Source organism: Promicromonospora panici (assembly GCF_900608595.1).
Taxonomy (GTDB): Bacteria; Actinomycetota; Actinomycetes; order Actinomycetales; family Cellulomonadaceae; genus Promicromonospora; species Promicromonospora panici.
In genome coordinates this window covers 73,700-94,454 of the sequence record NZ_UWYY01000003.1, presented here as the reverse complement: position 1 = coordinate 94,454, position 20,755 = coordinate 73,700, and the positions used below count along the sequence as shown (strand labels likewise).

The window sequence follows — 20,755 nt, the reverse complement described above, 5'->3', positions numbered from 1 at the left end:
TCCGGTCGTCCTGGTCGAGACCGACGGCGGTCTGACGGGTGTCGGCCTCGGTGCGCTGGACATGGCGCTGTGCGACCTCAAGGCGAAGATGGCCGGGGAACCGCTGCGGCGCCTGCTGGGCGCCCGGGACCGGTTCGTCGCCGGATACAGCGTCGGACCTCGAGTTCGGCCTGGACGAGGACGGCGTCGTCAACCTGTACTCGCGGTTCGCCGACCGCGGCTTCACCGGCGCCAAGGTCAAGGGGGGGCTCGACCTGCGGCGGGATGTGGGGCGCCTCGGCGCCGTTCGTGCGTGGCCGGTATGACCGCCGGCGGGACGAAGGAGTGACGACGTGGCGTGGCCGTCGGGGTGCGGATATCCCTAATTCAGCTCACCGGCTGGCCCCATAGCAGGTGAACGGCGCGTTTCGTAGCGTCGTAGCCGTGCTCGCGCAACCCGGCGTGGCACGGGGGGAACGGTGCGAGGAATGTTCACAGGCAGTGGTGGGGCCGCCGATGCGGTTCAGCTGACGGCGGTCCGCAAGGTCTACGGCAAGCGTGGCAATCAGGTGGTGGCGCTCGACGACGTGACGACGCAGTTCGGGCGGGGTACGTTCACGGCGATCATGGGGCCGTCCGGCTCCGGCAAGAGCACGCTGCTGCAGGCTGCGGCCGGGCTCGACCAGCCGACGTCGGGCTCGGTGGTGCTCGAGGATCGCGAGCTCAGCACGATGAACGAGACCGAGCTGACGGAGCTGCGGCGTGACCGGGTCGGCTTCATCTTCCAGGCGTTCAACCTGCTCCCGGTACTGACGGTGCAGCAGAACGTGACGCTGCCGCTGCGGCTCGCGGGCCGGAGCCCGGCCAAGGGCCGGGTGGCGACCGTGCTCGAGCAGGTCGGCCTGGCCGACCGTCGCAAGCATCGCCCGGCGGAGCTGTCCGGTGGGCAGCAGCAGCGGGTCGCCATCGCGCGGGCCCTGATCACCGAGCCCGCGGTCATCTTCGCCGACGAGCCGACCGGCGCGCTGGACACGAGGACCGCGCGGGACGTGCTCGGCCTGCTCCAGCGTTCGGTGCGGCAGGCCGGCCAGACCATCGTGATGGTGACGCACGACCCGGTCGCGGCGTCCTACGCCGACCGCGTCCTGTTCCTCGCCGACGGCCGCGTGGTGGACGAGCTCCACTCGCCGACGGCGGACGCCGTGGCCGAGCGGATGACCCGCCTGGGCGCCTACGCCGACGAGGCGCCCCAGCCATCGTCGGCAGCGGCGTCGGCGCCGGGCATCGGAGGGCAGCGCTGATGCTGCAGCTCGCACTCCGCACCCTGCGGTACCGCACCGGCACGTTCGTCGCGGCCTTCCTCGCGATGTTCTTCGCGGCGGTCATCCTGATGGCCACCGGCGGCCTGATCGAGACGGGCATCCGCGCGGCAGCCCCGCCGCAGCAGCTCGCCTCGGCCGACGTCGTCGTCGCCGGCGACCAGGCGCACCACGCGCCCGGCGGCGACGAGGACGAGCCCGCGATCCTGCCCGAGCGGGTCCGCGTCGACGCGGGGCTGGAGAGCACCATCGCGGCCCTCCCGGGCGTCGAGGGGACCGAGACCTACGTCTTCGAGGGGACGGCTCCGGCGGGGACCGTCGACGCGATCGGCGTCGTCGCGGACCCAGGCACGGACGTGACCGAGCTCCGCGAGCGGATCGACGCCGAGCTGACCAGTGCCCAGGTGACCGGCGAGACGGTGACCCTGGTCGGCGACGAGCGCGGCCGGGCCGAGCTCCGTGAGGCCACCGCGACCAGCGTGAACGTGGTGTCCCTCGCGGGCGTCTTCAGCGCCTTCGCGCTCCTGGTCTCGGCCTTCGGGGTGGCCTCGATGCTCGGGCTGTCGATCTCCCAGCGCCAGAAGGAGCTCGCGCTGCTGCGCGCCATCGGGTCGACGCCCCGTCAGGTGCGCCGGCTCGTCCTTCGCGAGACGCTGGTGCTGTCCCTGGTCGCCACCGTGGCGGCGATCGTCCCGGGCCAGTTCCTCGGCAAGCTCGTGTTCGACCTGCTGGCAGACCTGGGCATCGCTACGGCGGGCGTGGCCTTCCACCAGGGCTGGATCCCGTCCGTGGCCGCGATGGCGATCGCGATCCTCGCGGCAGTGGGCGGCGCCATGGGCGCGGGCCGGAGGGCGGCGCGCATCAAGCCGAGCCAGGCGCTCGCCGAGGCGTCGCTCGACGGCGGCAAGCTGATCGGCGGGTGGCGCGTGCTCGGCGGGCTGCTCTTCGTCGGCGCAGGGATCGCGCTGACCATCGTCACCGTCGCGGTGCTGAGCGGACCGCTCGCGCCGGCCACGGCCGCACCGGCGGTCATCGCGTTCACCATCGGGATCGCCCTGCTGGCACCCGTCCTCGCGAAGGTCATGATCCTCGTGCTCCAGGGGCCGGTGCGCGCGCTGGGCGGGCTGACGGGCGACCTCGCCGTGCTCAACGCCCGCGGTCGGACCGGTCGGCTGGCGGCCGTGCTGGGCCCGGTCATCCTGCTGACCGGGGTGTCGACCGGGATGCTCTACCTGCAGACCACCAACGACACGGCTGACCGGGAGGCCTTCGCCGCCGGGATCGTCGCGGATGCCGTGGTGACCGCCGACGACCGGCTCGACCCTGGGCTGGTCGAGCAGATCAACGAGCTGCCGAGCGTCGCCAGCGCGTCGGAGTACGTCAGCAGCGTCGGGTTCGTCGAGAGCCCGGACGACGTGTCGCCGATGGGCGAGGGCTGGAACCTGCAGGGCGTCACCGCCGAGAACGCGGACGCCAGCACGCCGGTCGACGTCACCGCGGGGGCGCTCGCCGACCTGCACGGTGCGACGGTCGCGGTCCAGGACGAGCACGCGGGCCGGCTCGGCATCGGCGTCGGCGACGTGATCACGCTCCGGATGGGGGACAACACCCTCCAGGACATGCGAGTGGCCGCGCTGTTCTCCGCGGCGGACGACTACGACACGCTGCTGCTCCCGGCCGAGACGCTGGCCGCCCACACGACCGAGGGGTTCGCCACGCGGATCCTGGTCAGTGCCCAGGAGGGCACTGACCCTGAGCAGCTGATGGCGGACCTGAGCGGGCTGACCGCGGGCCGGGACGGGCTGACGGTGGCCGATCGCGACGTCCTGTTCGCCGAGTACGAGGACGGGAAGAAGACCGCTTCCTACGCGATCTACATCATGGTGATCATGCTCGTCGGGTACGCGGCGATCACGATGATCAACACCCTGGTGTCCAGCACGACGGCGCGGCAGCGCGAGTTCGGACTGCAGCGGCTCGTGGGCTCGACGCGCCGCCAGGTGATGCAGATGGTCGGGATCGAGGCCGCGATCGTGGCGGTCACCGGCGTCGCACTGGGCACCGCGGCGGCGATGGCCATCCTGGTCCCGGTCAGCCTCAAGCGCCTCGGCTCGCTGATACCCGCCGGGTCCCCGGCGATCTACGCGGCGATCGTCGGCCTGGTCGTCGTGATCACCCTGGGCGCCACGCTGCTGCCCGCGTGGCAGGCGACACGCGGACGACCGGCCGAGTCGGCCGTCTCCGTCGAGTAGCCACGCGCGTCCGGCCGCCGCTCCCGCCCCCGCGGGGGCGGCGGCTGCCTGGGCAGGGGCGGCGGCCCGCACAAGCAGCCCGCACCAGGGGGGACATCCCCACTCCGGTCGGCGGCGTACCCCCTGTCGACGGGCGCCCGCACGCCCCAGCCTGGGACCATGACACCCATGGCCCTCGACCGGCAGCTGGTCGGCACCGTCCGGCCGGACGTGCACGTCCTGAACGCACCCCTCTCCCGCCGTACCTGGAGCGAGTACGGGTTCCTGTGGCTCGTGCTGCTGCTCGCGCCCTTCGCCCTCGCCTACGGGATCTTCGCCGTCGTCTCGACGGCCGCCATCGCGGCGACCGTCGTCGGCCTGTTCGTCGCCGGCGCCGTCGTCGTCGGCGGGCGTGGCTGGGGTGCGCTCTATCGCGGCCTGGTGCGCGGCCTGCTCGGCGTCGACATCACCCCGCCCGCGCCGTACGTCCGGCGTCCGCGGGGTTTCTGGCGCACCATCGGCGCGATGGTCGGGGACGCCGCCGGCTGGCGCGCCGTGCTCTTCATGATCGCGTCCGTGCCGGCCACGCTGGTGGGCTTCGTCGTGAGCACGACGTTCCTGGTCGCCGGGCTGTTCGGCCTCACCTACTGGACCTGGTACCGGTTCCTGCCGCTGCAGCAGGCCCCCGACGGCACGTGGAACCATGGCGGCGCGTTCGTCGACACCCTCCTCGGCCAGCTTCTGGTCGCCCTCGGCGGTCTCGTGCTGCTGCTCGTGTGGCCGTGGGTCCAGCGGCTGTTCGTCACCCTGATCCGGGTCCTCGCGGTCGCGCTGCTGAGCCCGACCCGCGCGAGCCTGCGCGTCGCGGAGCTGGAGGCCTCGCGCGCGGACACGGTGGACGACGCCGACGCGCGCCTGCGCCGCATCGAGCGCGACCTGCACGACGGCACGCAGGCCCGCCTGGTCGCCATCGCCATGCAGCTCGGCGAGGCCAAGGAGCAGATCGCCGACCGGGACGACCCGAGCCAGACCGCCGAGCTCCTCGACACCGCGCACGCCTCGACGAAGGAGGCGCTGGTCGAGCTCCGCGAGCTCGCCCGCGGTATCCACCCGCCCGCGCTCGACGACGGCCTCGAGGTCGCGCTCGCCACACTGGCCGGCCGCGCGCCGCTGCCGGTCACCGTCGACGTCGCCCCGGAGGTCGAGGCGGACGGACGGCTGGCCCCGGCCATCGAGTCCATCGCCTACTTCACGATCGCGGAGCTGGTCACCAACGCGGCCAAGCACGCCCGCGCGTCGGGCATGCACGTGCTGGTGGAGCGGCCCGGGACCGGTGCCTCGGACGGCCCCGGCGACGCCGTCCGCATCCAGGTGCGCGACGACGGCCGCGGCGGCGCGATCGTGGTGCCGGCCGACGGCTCCGGCCTCCGGTCCGGCCTGGCCGGGCTGGCCGAGCGGGCGCGCTCCGTCGACGGCACCTTCGACCTGTCCAGCCCCGTCGGCGGGCCCACCGTGGTGACGGTGACCCTGCCGACGGCCCCGCCCGGCCGCGGATGACCGGAGCCCGGCGTCAGGAGGCCGGGACTTCCTTCTTCATGTAGCGAACGACCACCAGGGACAGTCCGGCGACGACCGCGGCGACGACGAAGCCCGTGACGAAGGCGGACTCGGCCGGCAGCCCCGGCACCGAGCCGACCCCCGCGGCGAGGATCGAGCCGGCGATCTGGCCGCCCAGGACGGCGCCGATCAGCCGGATCACCACGAGCAGGCTGGTCGCGATGCCGGTGTCCTTCGCCGCCACCGCGGTCGCGGTGCTGGCGAGCAGGGCCGTGGTGGCCAGGCCCCCGGCGAACGCGACGAGTGCGCGTACGACGACGAGCTGCCAGGCGGCGTCGTGCATCGCCGCCACACCGATGAGGAGGCCCGTGGAGGCCACGGCGCTCACGGCCACGACGGCACGTGTGCCGTAGCGCTGCACCGCCAGCCCGCCGACCGAGCCCGCGACCACCCCGGCGAGGTGGCCGGGCAGGATGAGCAGCCCGATGTCGGTCGTGTTCGCCCCGAAGCCGTATCCGTCGCCCGAGACCTCGAACAGCTTGGGAATGACGGTGTTCAGCATCGCGGACGTCGCCGCGATACCGAAGGTGAGCACGGTCGCGCTCCACATGGCGGGCGCGGCCAGCATGCGCAGGTCGACCATCGGCGAGACCGCCCGGCGTTCGACGGCCACCCAGGCCGCGGCGAGCGCGGCCACGACCAGCACGATGCCGCCGACGGCCAGCGGCGGCATGCTGCCACCGGACACCGCCAGGAGCCCGAGGGTCAGCGCCAGCAGCGTAGCGCTCAGCAGCGCCACGCCCGGCCAGTCGATGGCGGTGTCCTGCTGGCTGGGCGGGTCGTCCGGCATCAGCCGATGCACGAGCAGCGTCGCCGCGATGATCACGATGGTCGGCGCGCCGAAGATCCAGTTCCAGGACAGCCCTTCGGCCAGCGGCCCGGCGGTCAGGGTGCCGACGATGCCGCCCGCGGTGAACAGGGCGCTGACCACGCCGATGGCGACCTGGGTCTGTCCCGGCGGGAAGTTCTTGCGGACCAGGATGAACGACAGGGGCAGTGCACCGACCATCGCGCCCTGCAGCATCTGGCCGACCAGCAGCAACGGGAGGCTCGGGGCCAGGCTGGACAGCACACCGCCGGCCGAGACCAGTGCCATCAGCACCAGCAGGACGCGTTTGCCGCCGTAGCGGTCGCCGAGCTTGCCCGCGATGGGGGCGATGACCGCTCCGGTGACGAGCAGCGTGCTGACGATCAGCGCCGCCCCGGCCGAGTCGATGCCCAGCTCGCGCTCCAGCATGGGGCGGGCCGGGTCGACCACCGTCTGCAGGGTGCCCAGGGCGAGCGCGAGGACGCCCAGGGCACCGATCGCGGGCTTTCCGATGCGTGCGGGTCTCCGCCCTTCGACAGGGGCGGGTGAATCAAGGGTGATCTCCATGCCCCGAACCTAGGATCGGGCCCCGACCTCCCGAAATGGTGCGCTCCGCCGCACCGGCCGGGGGATGTCCCCCCAGGTCAGATGCGGGCCAGGCGGAGCATCGACCAGGAGACCGGCGGCAGGTCTACGTGCGCGCGGTCGTCGGCGACCTTCGCCGTCTCGTTGTGCCGCGGCAGCACGGACGTGGCGTCGTCCGCCGTCGCCGACCACGTGTGGTCGGGGTTGGACAGCGTGAGCGCCTCGGTCACCCGGAGCCCCGGGAAGCCGCGCAGGTCGATGTCGAGCGCCACGTCCTCGGTGAGCGACCGGTTCACCGCGAGCACGACGACGCCGCCCGACTCCGCGTCGTGGGTGGCGACGGCGTCGAGCACCGGGACGGGGCCGAACTTCGCCGTGTCCTGGACCGGTGCGTCCACGGCGAGGCGCAGCACGTCCCCCGCGGCATGCCGCGCCGTGAGCGCGAAGGGGTGGAACGTCGTCTGCCGCCAGGACCGCCCGCCCGGCTCGGTCATGATCGGCGCGATGACGTTGACGAGCTGGGCCAGCGAGGCCGCGTGCACGCGGTCGGTGTGCCGCAGCAGCGAGATGAGCAGGTTGCCGACCACCACGGCGTCCGCGACGTTGTACCGGTCCTCCAGCAGCACGGGCGCCACCGGCCAGTCGTCGCCCGACGGCGGACGCGACTCCGCCCGCTTCTGGTACCAGACGTTCCACTCGTCGAAGGAGACGTGGATGCGCTTGGAGTGCTTGCCCGCCGCGCGCACGGCGTCGGCGGTCGCGGCCACCGAGTCGACGAAGTGGTCCATGTTGACCGCGGAGGCCAGGAACGAGGCGAGGTCGCCGTCCTCCTCCCAGTAGTACGCGTGCGCGGAGATGTGGTCGACGTGCTCGTACGCCTCGGTGAGCACGGTCTGCTCCCACTCGCCGAACGTCGGCATCTGGGACCCCGACGAGCCGCATGCCACGAGCTCGATGTCCGGGTCGACCATGCGCATCGCCCGCGCGGTCTCGGCCGCGAGGCGCCCGTACTCGTGCGCGGTCTTGTGGCCGATCTGCCACGGGCCGTCCATCTCGTTGCCCAGGCACCACATCTTGATCCGGTACGGGTCCTCGGCCCCGTTCGCCCGGCGGAGGTCGCTCAGGGTGGTGCCGCCCGGCACGTTGCAGTACTCGAGCAGGTCCAGCGCCTCCTGGACACCACGCGTGCCGAGGTTGACGGCCATCATCGGCTCGACGCCGGTCCGCGCGCACCACCGCATGAACTCGTCGACGCCCACGAGGTTGGGATCGGTCGAGTGCCAGGCGAGGTCCAGGCGCCGGGGACGCTGCTCGACCGGCCCGATGCCGTCCTCCCAGCGGTAGCCCGAGACGAAGTTGCCGCCCGGATAACGCACCGTCGAGACGCCCAGCTCACGGGTGAGCTCGACGACGTCGCCCCGGAACCCGTCGGCGTCGGCGGTCGGGTGGCCGGGGTCGTGGATGCCCGTGTACACGCTGCGGCCCAGGTGCTCGACGAACGAGCCGAACGTGCGGGGGCGCACCGGTCCGACGACGAACGCCGGGTCGATGGTGACGGATGCGGACAGCATGGGTGATGTACTCCTCGATGGTTGGTTCGTGAGGCGTGGCGCGCACAGGCGGGGCGGCCGTCGTGACGGTGGACGCCGCGGCCGCCCCGCCTGTGCGTTCAGCGGGTCAGGGCGCTACTGCCCCAGCTGGTTCTGCAGGTCGGCCTGCGTCTGGTCCAGGGCCTCCTGGACCGGCGTGCCGTTCTCGTAGATCTCGTTCAGCGTGACCGTGCGGAAGGTGTCGTCGACCGTGGGCCAGTTGGGGTCGCTGAACGACTCGAAGTGCCCGATGCCGTCCTTCACCTCGTTGAGGACGTCGAACAGGTTGGTCTGGAAGTACTTGTTGAACTTGTTCTCCGGGTCCTTGGTGACTTCCTCGTCCTCCCAGACGGCCATGTTCACGGGGTCGAAGCCCAGCACCTCCCACACGGCGACGTTCGCCTCGGGGGACAGCTTGGCGAACGCGAGCCACTCGGCGGCGAGGTCCTTGTTCGGCGAGACGACGGGGACGGCCGCCCCGGTGCCGCCGCCGCCGATGGTCTCCACTGCCGCGTCGTCGGTGACCGGCGCGGGCGCGATGGCGACCTTGCCGGCGAGGTCGGGCATGTAGTCGACGAAGCGGGACGTGTACCACGCCGGGTAGACGATCGCGGCGTAGTCGCCGTCGTTGATCGCGCCGTACGCCTCCTCGGAGTCGGGGCTGCCGCCGGGGATCGTCGACACCGCCCCGGCGTCCTGCATGTCCTGGACCATCGAGAGGGTCTCGACGACCTCGGGGCTGTTCACCTGCACGTTGCCCTCGGCGTCGAAGAACTGCCCCCCGAGCTGCGCCGCGATGAGCGGCTCGAGGAACATGACGCTGGTGCTGGCGACGCCGAACGCCTTGCCGGTCTCCTTGTTGTACTTGACCCCGGCCTCCTTGAAGTCGTCCCAGGTCTTGATGGTCGTGTAGTCGATACCGGCGCCCTCGAGCGCCTCCGTGTTGTAGAACGTGGTGAAGGCGCCCACGTGCGTCGGGAACCCGTAGACCGTGCCGTCCTTGCTGTACAGGTCGAGGCGCGCCTGGACGACGTCGTTCGTGTACGGCGCCGCGGCCTCGGTCAGGTCGGCCAGCGGGGGGTTGTCGCCCTTGACGAAGTTGGCGAACTTGTTGACCTCGATGTCGACGACGTCGGGGAGGCCCTCCCCGGAGTTCACGGCGAGCTGCAGCTTGTTGTGCATGTCGTCGTAGGGGTAGACGGTGACCTCGAGCTTGATCTCCTTGTCGGGGTTGGCCTCGTTCCACCGCTTGGCCATCTCCTCGTAGTACGTGGCGTGCACGTCGGCGAACGTCCACATGTCCAGCGTCGTCGAGCCGTCGGCGTTCTTCGCGGGCGCTTCCGGCTGACCGCCGCCGCATGCGGTGAGTGCCGTCACCACGAGTGCGGCGACCAGCATGGACACCCTCGTCCGTAGCCTTGTCATGAGTTTCTCCGTTCGATCTTGGGAAGGGTCAGCCTTTGACCGCTCCCGCGGTGATTCCTTCGATGAAGAACCGCTGGAATGCGAGGAAGAGGATGAGGATCGGGATCAGCGAGAAGAAGGCCCCGATGATGAGCAGCTCGTAGTTGTTGCCGTACGGCGTCAGGAGCGTGTTCAGGCCGATGGGGAGCGTGAACTTGTCGGGGCTGCGCAGGACGAGCAGCGGCCAGAGGAAGTTGTTCCAGCAGAGCATTCCGTTGAGGATCGCCATGGCGGCCATCGCCGGCCTGGTGATCGGCAGCACCAGGCGGAAGAAGATCCCGAACTCGCTGACGCCGTCGACCCGCCCGGCCTCGATGATCTCCTTCGGTATCCCCAGGAAGTACTGGCGGAAGAAGAAGATCGTCACGGCCGAGGCGAGGAAGGGGAGCACGATCACCGTGTAGGTGTCGGCCAGTCCCATGTCGTTCACCTGGACGTACAGGGGAAGCATGAGCATCTCGAACGGCACGGTCATGACGAGCAGCACCATGATGAACCACAGCGTCTTGGTCCTGAACTCGTACATCGCGAAGCCGTAGGCGACGAACGAGCTCACCAGGAGCGTGCCCGCGACCTGCGCGATCGTCAGCAGCAGCGTGTTGGCGAACCACCGGAAGTACGGCCCCGAGTCGGTGAACAGCAGGACGTAGTTGTCCAGGCTGAGCGTGCCGAGGTCGACGTCGAACGTCATGCCCCGCCGGATCACCTCGTTGCCGTCCTGGAACGTGCCCACGAAGATCGCCAGGAGCGGGACCAGGGAGATCAGCGCCATCACGACGAGTAAGGCGGACTGGACCCACGCCGCGGTGGACGGTCCGGGCCGACGGCGGTCAGCGGCGGGACGAGCGGTCGTCACCCGTGCTTCTTCATCGAGCGCGGCCATCATGCCGCCTCCTTCTTGAAGGTCCCGCTGGCGGCGAGGTAGCAGATGTTGATGGTCATGACGATCACGAGCAGCACGACGCCGACCGCCGAGGCGAAGCCGAGGTCGTTCTCCTCGATGCCCTTGCGGTAGAGGTATCCGACGACCGTGAGGCCCTGGTTGTTGGGCGAGTTGTTGCCGGCGTAGAGCATGAAGCTCTCGAGGAACATCGCGAGGCCGCCGTAGACGCTGATCGTGACGACGTAGACGATGGTCGGCCGGATGTTGGGGATCGTGATGTGGATGAACTGCCGGAACTTGCTCGCCCCGTCGATCGACGCCGCCTCGTAGTACTCGGTCGGGATCGCCTGCATGCCGGCCAGGAAATACATCATGTTCACGCCGGTCCAGCGCCAGAGCGCGATCGCCAGCAGCGCGGTCAGCCCGGTGAGGTCGCTGCGCAGCCAGCGGACAGGCCCGAACCCGAAGATCTCCGCGACCTGGTTCATCATCGCGGAGTCGGACTCCGCGAAGATCAGGCGGAAGACGATGCCCGCGACCACGACGGAGGTCAGGGCCGGGACGAACATCGAGGCCTTGAAGAAGCCCTTGATGCGTGCGCTACCGATGCTCGAGTTGACCAGCGCCGCGAGCACCAGCGGGATCGGGATGAGCAGGACGAGCGTCAGGATCATGTAGCGCATGCTGTTGAACAGCGCCTGCCAGAAGATGCGGTCCCGCCAGAGCCGTTCGTAGTTGTCGAGGCCGATGAACGTGCCCTGCCCGTAGAGCACCTCCTGGGTGCTCATCACGAACGACCGGCCGAGCGGCACGACCCAGAAGACCGCGAGGGTCACCAGGAACGGCAGGATGAAGAGATAGGGCGCAAGCCTCTTCGAGTACAGGAGCTGTTTCACGGCGGTCCGGATCCTCCTCGATCAGAGCCATGGGGTGAGACCGGCGGAACCGGAGAAGAGCGCAGATCGCGGGGTGTCATGATGGTCGGCGTGGTGAAGATGAGCGACGTGGCACTCGAAGCCGGGGTCTCGAAGATGACGGTCTCGAATGTCATCAACGGGCGGCCGGGAGCGAGTGACGACACTCGTGCCCGCGTGCTCGAGGCCGTGGCCCGGCTGGGCTACCGGGTCAACACGACCGCACGGCAGCTGCGGGCCGGCCGCAGCGGCGCGATCGGTCTCCTGGTTCCGCACCTGGACGGGCCCTACTACTCGCACCTCGCGGCCCGCCTCGACACCCTGGCGCAGTCGCGGGGGTACCACGTGATCATCGAGCGCACCGGCGCGAGCCGGGAGGGCGAGCTCGCCGCCATCTCCCCCGAGCGGGTGCGGCCCTACGACGGCCTGGTGTTCAGCCCGGTACAGATCGACATAGCGGACCTGCGTCGGGCCGGCGTCGAGGTCCCGGTCGTGCTGCTCGGCGAGCGGCGCCTGTCCGGCGAGTACGACCACGTCATGATGGACAACGTGGGCGGCGCCGAGCTCGCCACGTCGTACATGCTCGAACGCGGCGCCCGGCGCATCGCCCTGATCGGCGGCCGCCCGGACAAGGGCGTCGACAGCATGGCGACGCTGCGCAGCCGCGGCTACCGCATCGCGCACGCCAAGGCGGGCGTGCCCGTCGACGAACGGCTCGTCGTCGACGCCGCCTCGTTCACCACCAAGGACGGGTACGAGGCCGTCATGCGGCTGCACCGGAGCGGCGTCCCGTTCGACGGCGCCTTCGCCCTGACCGACGCGGCCGCGATGGGCGCCCTGCGGGCGCTCGCGGACATCGGCCTCCGCATCCCGGACGACGTCCAGGTGGTCGGCTTCGACAACGACGCCGAGGGCGAGTACCTCGTCCCCCGCCTGACCACCATGGACCCCGACAACGACACGATGGCCGAACGCATCATGGAGCTGCTCCTGCGGCGTGTCGAGGCCGGCGAGCCGATCACCGACGACGTCGTCGAGTCGGTGATGTCGGCCCGGATCGTGGTGCGCGAGTCGACGCTCGCGCACGCACCCGGGTAGTCGTCGATCGATCACAGGTGTTCTCTTCCTCGAGTCGCCCGTCGTCCTATGTTTATCGATAAAGTAAGCGGCTTCGCGGAGGGTGTCAACGCTCGGGCACGGGTGAAGCGTCCGGCCGGGGTGAAGCACGAGGCGCCGCGCACCCGGAGGTGCGCGGCGCCCCGTGTGGTCCTGGACCTATCGCTGCAGCGTGAGCAGGCCGGGCCGGTACGGGAGCAGGCCGTAGTCGGTCCCGTCCGAGCTGGGCGAGCGGCCCTGGTACAGGAGCTGCAGGTTGCAGGGATCGACCGTCATGGTCTGGTCGGCACTGGTGCGGAGCAGCTCACCGTGACTGATGTCGTTGGTCCAGGTGGCGCCGCTGTTGGCCTTGCCGGCGAACGGGTTGCTCTCGGTCGCGGCCTGCGGCGTCCACGAACCGGAGAGGCTGTTCGCCGTGAACGACCGGAAGTACCGCCCGTTCGCGCCGATCGCCTCGACGATCATGAGGTACTTGTTCTGGTCCTTGAGCTTGTACACCTGCGGGGCCTCGAACAGGTTGTTCCTCGTGTCGGTCATGATGGTCTGGTAGGAGCTGCCGAAGTTCCCCGGGAAGTTCCCGATGGGCATGCTGGCCCGGTAGATCCGGCCGTTGTCCCCCGCGAAGAACAGGTACATGTTCGTGCCGTCGCCGATGATCGTCTGGTCGATGGGGCCGGTGCCCGAATCGGAGATCGACCCGGTGAACAGTGGGCTCGCGGCGGACCAGCCGTTCGGGTTGGTCGGGTCGCTGGAGGTCCGGTACATGAACGGGGAGGGTCCCCACTGGTACGTCAGTACCCAGATGTTGCGCGGGGCGAAGTAGAAGAGCGACGGGGCCACCGTCCCGGACGACATCGCGTTCTGCGTGGCGCTCCCCATCTGCGAATAGTCGGAGAACAGGCTGAAGTTCATCGAACCCCAGGACGTGCCGAAATCGTGGGTCGTCGCGTAGACGAGCTGCTGACCGTTGTACGGGGCGACCGTGAAGTCCTTGAGCGAGACCCAGCCGGACCTCGGGTTCGCCAGGACGCCGGTGGACGACCAGCGGTAGCTCGACGGCAGGTCGCAGGCCGACGTCGAGTTGCTGACGAGCGAGGCGTCGTCGACGTAGAGGCCGTCGGTGCCGGCGGCCGTCTCCACGTAGAACGTCGCGGACGACAGCGTCCCGGACCAGGACACGTTCGTGGTGCCGGTGAGCTGCGTCCAGCCGGAGGAGCTCACGGCGCCCTGCGCCAGGTTGATGTAGTTCGTCGTACCGCCGGCGGTCACCGCCAGCGTGACCCGGCCGGTCGGGCTCCCGCTGTGGGAGCGCACCCACACGCTCGCCGAGTAGCTGGTGTTGTTGGTCAGTGCCGAGGTCACGGTCTGGGCCGGGCCGTTCCACGCGGCCGTGCGACCGGTCCGCGAGAGGGAGCGGCTGCCTCCGTGGACCGGGCTGGTGCTGGAGGACAGCGACCCCGCGCCGAAGACCGACCAGCCGGTGGTGCCGTTCTCCATGTCGCCGTTCGTGAGGAGGTTGCTGCTGGCCGCGGCGGCGGGGGTGACCTCGGTGGTCGGCAACACTGCCGCCGAGGCCAGCACCAACGTCGCGGCCAAACCCAGTGCGAGACTTGCGATGGGCTTCCTCATCCTTCGCTCCTGTTCTGTCGGGGCACAGCCATGGCTGCGCCTGGGCATGGGTGGTGCCCTACCTGCGGCGTGATCAGTGCCGCGGCTCATGGGGAGCCGCCTGCGTGGAGCCCGGGTGTGTGAGCGCTAACATCGTTGTCGCGAACAGGTTCCTGGCAGCGGTAGATTTACCGATACATTAGCGATCCGGCGTGCCACATACAAGACATCTCCGGCGAGAATTCTTTGCATCTCCCGCCGAGTCAGCCTCGACAGTCGTCCGGACGCGCAGATGACGCGACGTCGGCCGGGGTGTTCGGAGCGCCGCACTCGCTCTGACCGGCCGCGGCCGGTCAGGTGGTGCCTCAGGGGCGCCGGCGTTCGTCCTTTTCGAGGCGGTCGGCGAGGACGGCGGCCTGTGCTCGCCGTTCGAGACCGAGCTTGGCGAAGATGCTGGAGACGTAGTTCTTGACGGTCTTCTCGGCGAGGAACAGCTCGGTGCCGATCTGGCGGTTGGTCAGGCCGTGCCCGATGAGCGAGAGGACCCGGCGCTCCTGGTTCGTCAGGCCCGCGAGGGGGTCGGGCTCGTGATGGGCCTCGGCGCGCAGGCGCTCCATGACGCGGGCGGCCGCTCGCGGGTCGAGCATCGACCCGCCCGCCGCGACCGTCAGCACGGCCTGGACGAGGTCGGTGCCGCGCACCTGCTTGAGCATGTAACCGGCGGCTCCGGCGAGGATCGCGTCGTAGAGCGCCTCGTCGTCGGAGAACGAGGTGAGCATGAGGCAGGCCAGGTCCGGCATGCGGGAACGCAGCTCGCGGCAGACCGTGACGCCGTCGCCGTCCGGCAGGCGGACGTCCAGCACCACGACGTCGGGGGCGAGTGCGGGGACCCGGGCCAGCGCCTCGGCGGCGGTGCCTGCCTCGCCCACGACGCGCACACCGGGTTCGGACTCCAGGAGGTCCGCGACGCTTCGGCGGACGACCTCGTGGTCGTCCACCAGGAACACGCGTACGTCCATGGGTTCTACGGTAGCCGTGGTGCCCGCCTCGGTCGTCGCGGGGCCTTGGTCCCACGCACGGCGGGACGAGCGGCCCGGCGAGCGTTCAGGCGCACGCTGTCAGGCGAAAGAGAGGAACAGCTTCTCCAGCTTCGCCAGCTCTGCCCCGTCGCCGTCGTCGTCGGCGAGGCACTGCTTCAGCCCGGTGGCGATCACGGCGAAGCCCGCCCGGTCGAGCGCCTTGGAGACGGCGGAGAGCTGCGTCACGACGTCCGTGCAGTCGGCCCCTTCGTCCACCATGCGCACCACCGCGGCGAGCTGCCCCTGGGCTCGCTTGAGCCGGTTGGAGACCTTCTTCATCTCTTCCGGGTCGAGGTCCATGATCGATCCTCCGTTCAGCGCCCGAAGAGGCGGGACAGGAACGAGCTCTTGGCCGGCTCCTGGGCATGGCCCTGGCACCGGTCGCGGCGCGGCACGCCCGCCATCACCTGGTCGACGTGCTGGCCGCAGCCGGCCCACGTCGTCTTGCCGCAGTCCTTGCAGGTCACCGCTCTACACATGGGGGTCTCCTCCGTCTGGGTTGGTCGGAGCATACCCCCCGGGGTATTGTCGCCGTCAAATAGGGAGGACCACACATGAAGATCGTCATCGTCGGAGGGGTCGCGGCGGGCATGTCCGCGGCTACCCGGCTCCGCCGCCTGGCCGAGGACGCCGAGATCGTCGTCATCGAGGCGGGCGACCACGTCTCGTACGCGAACTGCGGGTTGCCGTACTACGCGGGCGGGGTGATCGAGGACCGCGACGCGCTCCTGCTGCAGACCCCCGAGTCCCTCGCATCGCGGTTCCGGCTCGACGTGCGTGTCCGGAACCGGGTGACCGCCGTCGACTCCGTCGCCCACAAGCTGACCGTGCACGACCTCGGGACCGGCGACGAGTACGCCGAGTCCTACGACCGCCTCGTGCTGAGCCCTGGCGGTCGTCCGATCGTCCCGCGCGTACCCGGCATCGAGCGCGCGCTCGTGCTGCGCGACGTCGCGGACGCCGACCGGCTGGTCGCCGCGATCGACGGCGTGGGCGACGGCGGCCCCGCTCGGACGGCGGTCGTCATCGGCGGCGGCTTCGTCGGCCTGGAGGTCGTCGAGAACCTCATCCGCCGTGGCCTCGCTGTCACGCTCGTGGAGCTCGCCGACCAGGTCCTCGCACCGCTGGACCCCGAGCTGGCCGTCCGGGTCCGCGACGAGCTCGTCGCCCATGGCGTCGACGTCCGGACGTCCGCGCAGGTCTCCGCACTCACGTCCAGCACCGCGACCATTGCCGACGCCGCGGGCGTCGAGGTCGACAAGGTCCGGGCGGATCTCGTGGTGGCCGCCGTCGGCGTCCGCCCCGATACCGAGCTCGCCGCCATGGCCGGCGCCGAGCTGGGCCCACGCGGCGGCGTCCTCGTGGACGAGGACCTGCGCACCTCGGTCCCGGACGTCTTCGCGGTCGGCGACGCCGCGATCAAGCGCGACGCCCTCGCCGCGCCCGGCGAGCCGGAACCCTTCGCACTCATCCCGCTCGCGAACCTCGCCAACCGGCACGGCCGGCACGTCGCCGACGTGATCCTCGGCCGGACCGGCATGCGTCCGTCGGTCGGGACCGCCGTGGTCGGGGTGTTCGGCCTGACCGCAGCCTCGGCGGGGCGCAACGAGAAGCGCCTGCGCGCCGAGGGCCGTCCGTACCGCGCCATCCACACCCACCCGAGCCAGCACGCGGGCTACTACCCGGGCGCCAGCCCGCTGGCGCTCAAGCTCCTCGTCGACCCCGGCACCGACCTGATCCTCGGCGCCCAAGCGGTGGGCAGGGACGGCGTCGACAAGCGCATCGACGTGCTGGCCACGGCCATGGCGGGCGGCCTGACGGCGTCCGGCCTCGCCGACCTCGAGCTCGCCTACGCGCCCGCCTACGGGTCGGCCAAGGACCCGGTCAACATGCTCGGGTACGTCGCGGACAACCTGCGTACTGGTGACACACGCAGCGTCCAGTGGCACGAGCTGGACCGCCTCGTCCGCGACGGCGCGACGCTCGTGGACGTCCGCACGCCCGCCGAGCACACGCGCGGCACGGTCGAGCTGACCCTCGACGGCGCACCCTCGCGGGCGCGGAACGTGCCGCTCGACGAGCTCCGCGCCCGAGCGGACGACGAGATCCCGGTGGGGGCACCGGTCGTCGTGCACTGCCAGGCCGGTCAGCGCGGGCACACCGCGGCAAGGCTGCTCACCCAGCTCGGCTACGACGTGCGCAACCTCGACGGCGGCTACCTCACGTGGCGGGACGGCACCCGCGCCACGGTCGCCGACGGCTGATCTCACTCAACCGTGGTCAGCTGCGACGCTGAGCGGCCGCGGCGTCCGGTCGGCGGCGCGCTCGATCGCGCACCAGAATGGAGGAAGGATCACCTGACCTCTGCGGCGGAAGGGGACGGCGTGACGGCGCTTCTTCACGCCACGCTGGATCTCGGCGTCATCGGCGCCGTCGTCCTGGACACGGACGGTGTCATCACCGACACCGCCCGTACCCACGCGGCGGACTGGAAGCAAGCGTTCGACGAGCTGCTCCTGGGCCAGGGTCGCCGGGAGGGCACCAGCCTGCGGCCGTTCGACGTCGGGACCGACTACCCGCGCTTCGTCGACGGACGGTCGCGCGAGGACGGTGCCCGTGCCTTCCTCGACTCGCGCGGGATCGTGCTCCCGGAGCAGGGTGGCGATGACATCGAGGCCCTGCTCGGCCGGAAGAACCGGTACTTCCTCGACGAGGTGCGGGAGCACGGGGTCCGGGCCTTCCCGTCCACGGTGGCCCTCCTGCACGAGCTGCGGGAACGAGGGGTCGGCATCGCGGCCGTCTCGGCGAGCCGCAACTGCGGGCGGGTGCTCCGCGCCGCCGGTGTGGACGTGCTGGTCGACGTGCGGGTGGACGGCCTCGACGCCGAGCGGTCCGGGCTGCCGGGCAAGCCGGACCCGGCGTCGTTCCTGGAGGCCGCGCGGCGGCTCGGGGTGGCGCCCGGCCGGTGCGCGCTGGTCGAGGACGCCGTCGTCGGCATCGAGGCCGGTCGCCGCGGGGGCTTCGGCGCGGTGATCGGTCTGGACCGGCGAGGTCGGCTGCGCCGCGAGATGGTGGACCGGGGTGCGCACGTCGTGGTCGGCGACCTGGGCGACCTCACCGTCGTCGGGAGGCATCTCGGGAGGAACGATGGAACACGTCAGCCTGGCGTATGAGGGCTTCGACCCGGCGGACGAAGGGCTGCGGGAGGCCTTGTGCACACTGGGAAACGGCTACGTCGCGACTCGTGGCGCCGCACCTGAGTCGTCGGCGGACGACGTGCACTACCCCGGCACGTACTTCGCCGGCTGCTACGACCGGCTGTCGTCCACCGTGGCCGGCCGCGAGGTGGAGAACGAGGACCTGGTCAACTGCCCGAACTGGTTGCCGCTCACGTTCTGTACGCCCGGGCAGGGCTGGCTGACCCTCGCCGGGGGACACGTCCTGGAGCACCGGCAGGAGCTCGACCTGCGGCAGGGCGTGCTCACGCGGCGTACCCGGTTTCGCGATCCGATCGGCAGGGCGCTCGCGGTCACCCAGCGGCGGCTCGTGTCGATGCACGACCAGCACGTGGCCGCCCTGGAGACGACGTTCGTGGCGGAGAACTGGTCGGGACCGCTCGAGGTCCGCGCGAGCCTCGACGGGCGGGTGACCAACTCCGGGGTGGCCCGGTACCGGGACCTGGACGGCAGGCACCTCGTTCCCGTCGCGGAGGGCCACGACGAGGACGCCGGCGTCGCCTGGCTGCAGGTCCGCACGGCCACGTCGCGGATCCGCCTCGCGCAGGCGATGACGGTGGTGGTGCCCGATCCGCCGGCGCCGGTGCCCACGACGTTCGAGCGCACCGTGGGCGAGCCGGCCGTCCGCCTGTGGCTCGACCTGGTCGAGGGCGTGCCCCGGACGGTCGAGAAGCGGGTGGCGATGTACACCTCGCAGGACCGGGGGATCTCGGAGCCCATGGCTGCCGCCCGCCGGCATGCGGCGCGTATCCCGCCCTTCGACCAGCTGCTGGTGCACCATGCGCGTGCCTGGGAACGGCTCTGGACGACGAGCGAGGTCGTCGTACCCGACGAGTCGCAGCTCGCGGTGAACCTGTACGTCTTCCACCTGCTGCAGACCCTGTCCGAGCACACGGCGGAGCTGGACGTCGGCATACCCGCGCGCGGCCTGCACGGCGAGGCCTACCGGGGGCACGTCTTCTGGGACGAGCTGTTCGTGTTCCCGTTCCTGCTCCTGCGTCTCCCGCGGGTCGCGCGGTCGCTGCTGATGTACCGGTGGCGGCGTCTGCCCCAGGCGCGGCGCGCGGCGTTCGAGGCCGGCTACAAGGGCGCGATGTATCCGTGGCAGAGCGGCAGCGACGGCCGGGACGAGACGCAGCGGATGCACCTCAACCCCGAGTCCGGACGGTGGCTGGAGGACCGCACGGACCTGCAGCGGCACGTGGGGATCGCGGTCGCGCACAACGTGTGGCAGTACTACCAGGCCACCGGTGATTTCGAGTTCCTGAGGGCCTACGGCCTCGAGATGCTCGTGGAGATCGCCCGGTTCTGGTGCAGCCTCGCCACGTACGACGCCGCGACGGACCGGTACGACATCCGGGGCGTGGCCGGTCCCGACGAGTATCACGTCGGCTACCCGGACGCGGATCGCCCCGGGATCGACAACAACGCGTACACGAACGTGATGGTCACCCGGGTCCTGCGCTACGCCCTGGACGCGCTGGAGCTGCTGCCCGAGGGGGAACGCCCGGCCGTGTGGTCACGTCTCGGGCTGGAGGAGCACGAGACGGAGCTGTTCGACCACGTCAGCCGGCGGATGCGCGTCGTGTTCCACGGCGACGGCGTGATCAGCCAGTTCGAGGGCTACGACGAGCTCGCCGAGCTGGACTGGTCGGCCTACCGGTCGCGCTACGGCGTCATCCGCCGGCTCGACCGGATCCTCGAGGCGGAGGGCGACTTGGTGAACCGCTACCAGGCGTCCAAGCAGGCGGACGTCCTGATGCTGGTCTTCCTCCTCGGCGAGGGTGGCCTGCGCGAGGCGCTCGCGGCGCTCGGCTACGAGCTGGACCACGCCGCGCTGGACCGCACGCTGGACTACTACCTGGCGCGCACGAGCCACGGGTCGACCCTGAGCGCGGTCGTCCATGCCTGGGTACTGGCCAGCCGGGACCGCAGAGCCTCGTGGCAGTTCTTCCACGAGGCGCTCGACAGCGACATCGCCGACGTCCAGGGCGGCACGACCGCTGAAGGGATACACCTCGGTGCGATGGCCGGCGCCGTCGACCTGGTACAGCGCTGCTACCCGGGGCTGGACGTCTCCGATGGCTTGCTCCGGCTGGAGCCCCGGCTGCCCGACGAGCTCGACTCGCTGGAGCTCACGCTCAGCTACCGGGACCACCGGGGCATCACGGTGCGCTGCACGCACGACGGCGTCCGCGTCGGGATGGCGCGGTCGCGGCAGCTACCGATCACCGTCGCCGTCGACGGCCAGGAGCGGGCGCTGGCCCCGGGCGAGACCTGGAGGGCCCGCTGGAGCACGCGATGACCGTTCCCGCAGCGGTCTCCTG

At 70.8% G+C, this 20,755-nt stretch carries 16 protein-coding genes; 7 read left to right on the top strand and 9 right to left on the bottom strand.

Annotated elements, in window-relative coordinates; genetic code table 11:
* Positions 1 to 467 precede the first annotated feature (467 nt).
* The 3 genes from EW117_RS04010 to EW117_RS04000 all read left to right on the top strand — a co-directional run bounded on the left by EW117_RS04010 (position 468) and on the right by EW117_RS04000 (position 5,086).
* Positions 468 to 1,280: an ABC transporter ATP-binding protein gene (locus EW117_RS04010; RefSeq protein WP_129783952.1), complete on the top strand. Its 813-nt coding sequence runs from the start codon at positions 468 to 470 to the stop codon at positions 1,278 to 1,280.
* Entirely contained in the window at positions 1,280 to 3,550 is a 2,271-nt protein-coding gene (locus EW117_RS04005; protein WP_129783950.1) for an ABC transporter permease, read from the top strand. Before EW117_RS04010 ends, EW117_RS04005 begins: the two co-directional genes overlap by 1 nt.
* Positions 3,551 to 3,709: 159 nt before the next feature.
* On the top strand, positions 3,710 to 5,086 hold the full coding sequence (locus EW117_RS04000) for a sensor histidine kinase (RefSeq protein WP_129783948.1): 1,377 nt from the start codon (positions 3,710 to 3,712) through the stop codon (positions 5,084 to 5,086).
* 13 nt (positions 5,087 to 5,099) lie between these two features.
* On the opposite strand, the gene EW117_RS03995 is transcribed toward EW117_RS04000, so the two are convergent.
* The 5 genes from EW117_RS03995 to EW117_RS03975 form a co-directional block, all read right to left on the bottom strand.
* The gene (locus EW117_RS03995) at positions 5,100 to 6,521 is read right to left on the bottom strand and encodes an MFS transporter (RefSeq protein ID WP_129783946.1); all 1,422 of its coding nucleotides are present in this window, start codon (positions 6,519 to 6,521) and stop codon (positions 5,100 to 5,102) included.
* 77 nt (positions 6,522 to 6,598) lie between these two features.
* Complete coding sequence (gene arfA / locus EW117_RS03990) at positions 6,599 to 8,110, bottom strand: arabinosylfuranosidase ArfA (RefSeq protein WP_129783944.1); 1,512 nt, start codon at positions 8,108 to 8,110, stop codon at positions 6,599 to 6,601.
* Between the two features lie 114 nt (positions 8,111 to 8,224).
* The gene (locus EW117_RS03985) at positions 8,225 to 9,553 is read right to left on the bottom strand and encodes an ABC transporter substrate-binding protein (protein ID WP_165362448.1); all 1,329 of its coding nucleotides are present in this window, start codon (positions 9,551 to 9,553) and stop codon (positions 8,225 to 8,227) included.
* A gap of 28 nt (positions 9,554 to 9,581) precedes the next feature.
* The gene (locus EW117_RS03980) at positions 9,582 to 10,475 is read right to left on the bottom strand and encodes a carbohydrate ABC transporter permease (protein WP_129784363.1); all 894 of its coding nucleotides are present in this window, start codon (positions 10,473 to 10,475) and stop codon (positions 9,582 to 9,584) included.
* Positions 10,475 to 11,371 (bottom strand): carbohydrate ABC transporter permease, encoded by an 897-nt coding sequence (locus EW117_RS03975; protein ID WP_129783942.1) that lies wholly within the window; start codon positions 11,369 to 11,371, stop codon positions 10,475 to 10,477. Before EW117_RS03975 ends, EW117_RS03980 begins: the two co-directional genes overlap by 1 nt.
* 99 nt (positions 11,372 to 11,470) lie before the next feature.
* Between EW117_RS03975 and EW117_RS03970 the strand changes: the two genes are divergently transcribed.
* Entirely contained in the window at positions 11,471 to 12,487 is a 1,017-nt protein-coding gene (locus EW117_RS03970) for a LacI family DNA-binding transcriptional regulator (RefSeq protein WP_129784361.1), read from the top strand.
* 177 nt (positions 12,488 to 12,664) lie between these two features.
* Here the strand turns inward: EW117_RS03970 and EW117_RS03965 are convergent, their stop codons facing one another.
* From EW117_RS03965 to EW117_RS03950, 4 genes are all read right to left on the bottom strand, one after another.
* Positions 12,665 to 14,134, bottom strand: a complete 1,470-nt coding sequence (locus EW117_RS03965; protein ID WP_129783940.1) for a non-reducing end alpha-L-arabinofuranosidase family hydrolase — start codon at positions 14,132 to 14,134, stop codon at positions 12,665 to 12,667.
* A 344-nt stretch (positions 14,135 to 14,478) separates the two neighbouring features.
* Positions 14,479 to 15,132: a response regulator gene (locus tag EW117_RS03960; protein ID WP_129783938.1), complete on the bottom strand. Its 654-nt coding sequence runs from the start codon at positions 15,130 to 15,132 to the stop codon at positions 14,479 to 14,481.
* A gap of 99 nt (positions 15,133 to 15,231) precedes the next feature.
* Positions 15,232 to 15,492: a metal-sensitive transcriptional regulator gene (locus tag EW117_RS03955; protein ID WP_129783936.1), complete on the bottom strand. Its 261-nt coding sequence runs from the start codon at positions 15,490 to 15,492 to the stop codon at positions 15,232 to 15,234.
* 14 nt (positions 15,493 to 15,506) lie between these two features.
* Positions 15,507 to 15,671 (bottom strand): hypothetical protein, encoded by a 165-nt coding sequence (locus tag EW117_RS03950; RefSeq protein WP_129783934.1) that lies wholly within the window; start codon positions 15,669 to 15,671, stop codon positions 15,507 to 15,509.
* A gap of 75 nt (positions 15,672 to 15,746) precedes the next feature.
* On the opposite strand from EW117_RS03950, the gene EW117_RS03945 reads away from it, so the two are divergent.
* The 3 genes from EW117_RS03945 (at position 15,747) to EW117_RS03935 (ending at position 20,733) form a co-directional block, all read left to right on the top strand.
* Positions 15,747 to 17,456 (top strand): FAD-dependent oxidoreductase, encoded by a 1,710-nt coding sequence (locus tag EW117_RS03945; RefSeq protein WP_129783932.1) that lies wholly within the window; start codon positions 15,747 to 15,749, stop codon positions 17,454 to 17,456.
* A gap of 120 nt (positions 17,457 to 17,576) precedes the next feature.
* Positions 17,577 to 18,365 (top strand): HAD family hydrolase, encoded by a 789-nt coding sequence (locus EW117_RS03940; protein ID WP_129783930.1) that lies wholly within the window; start codon positions 17,577 to 17,579, stop codon positions 18,363 to 18,365.
* Complete coding sequence (locus EW117_RS03935; protein ID WP_129783928.1) at positions 18,340 to 20,733, top strand: glycoside hydrolase family 65 protein; 2,394 nt, start codon at positions 18,340 to 18,342, stop codon at positions 20,731 to 20,733. The genes EW117_RS03940 and EW117_RS03935 overlap by 26 nt, the downstream gene beginning before the upstream one ends.
* Positions 20,734 to 20,755: the final 22 nt, after the last annotated feature.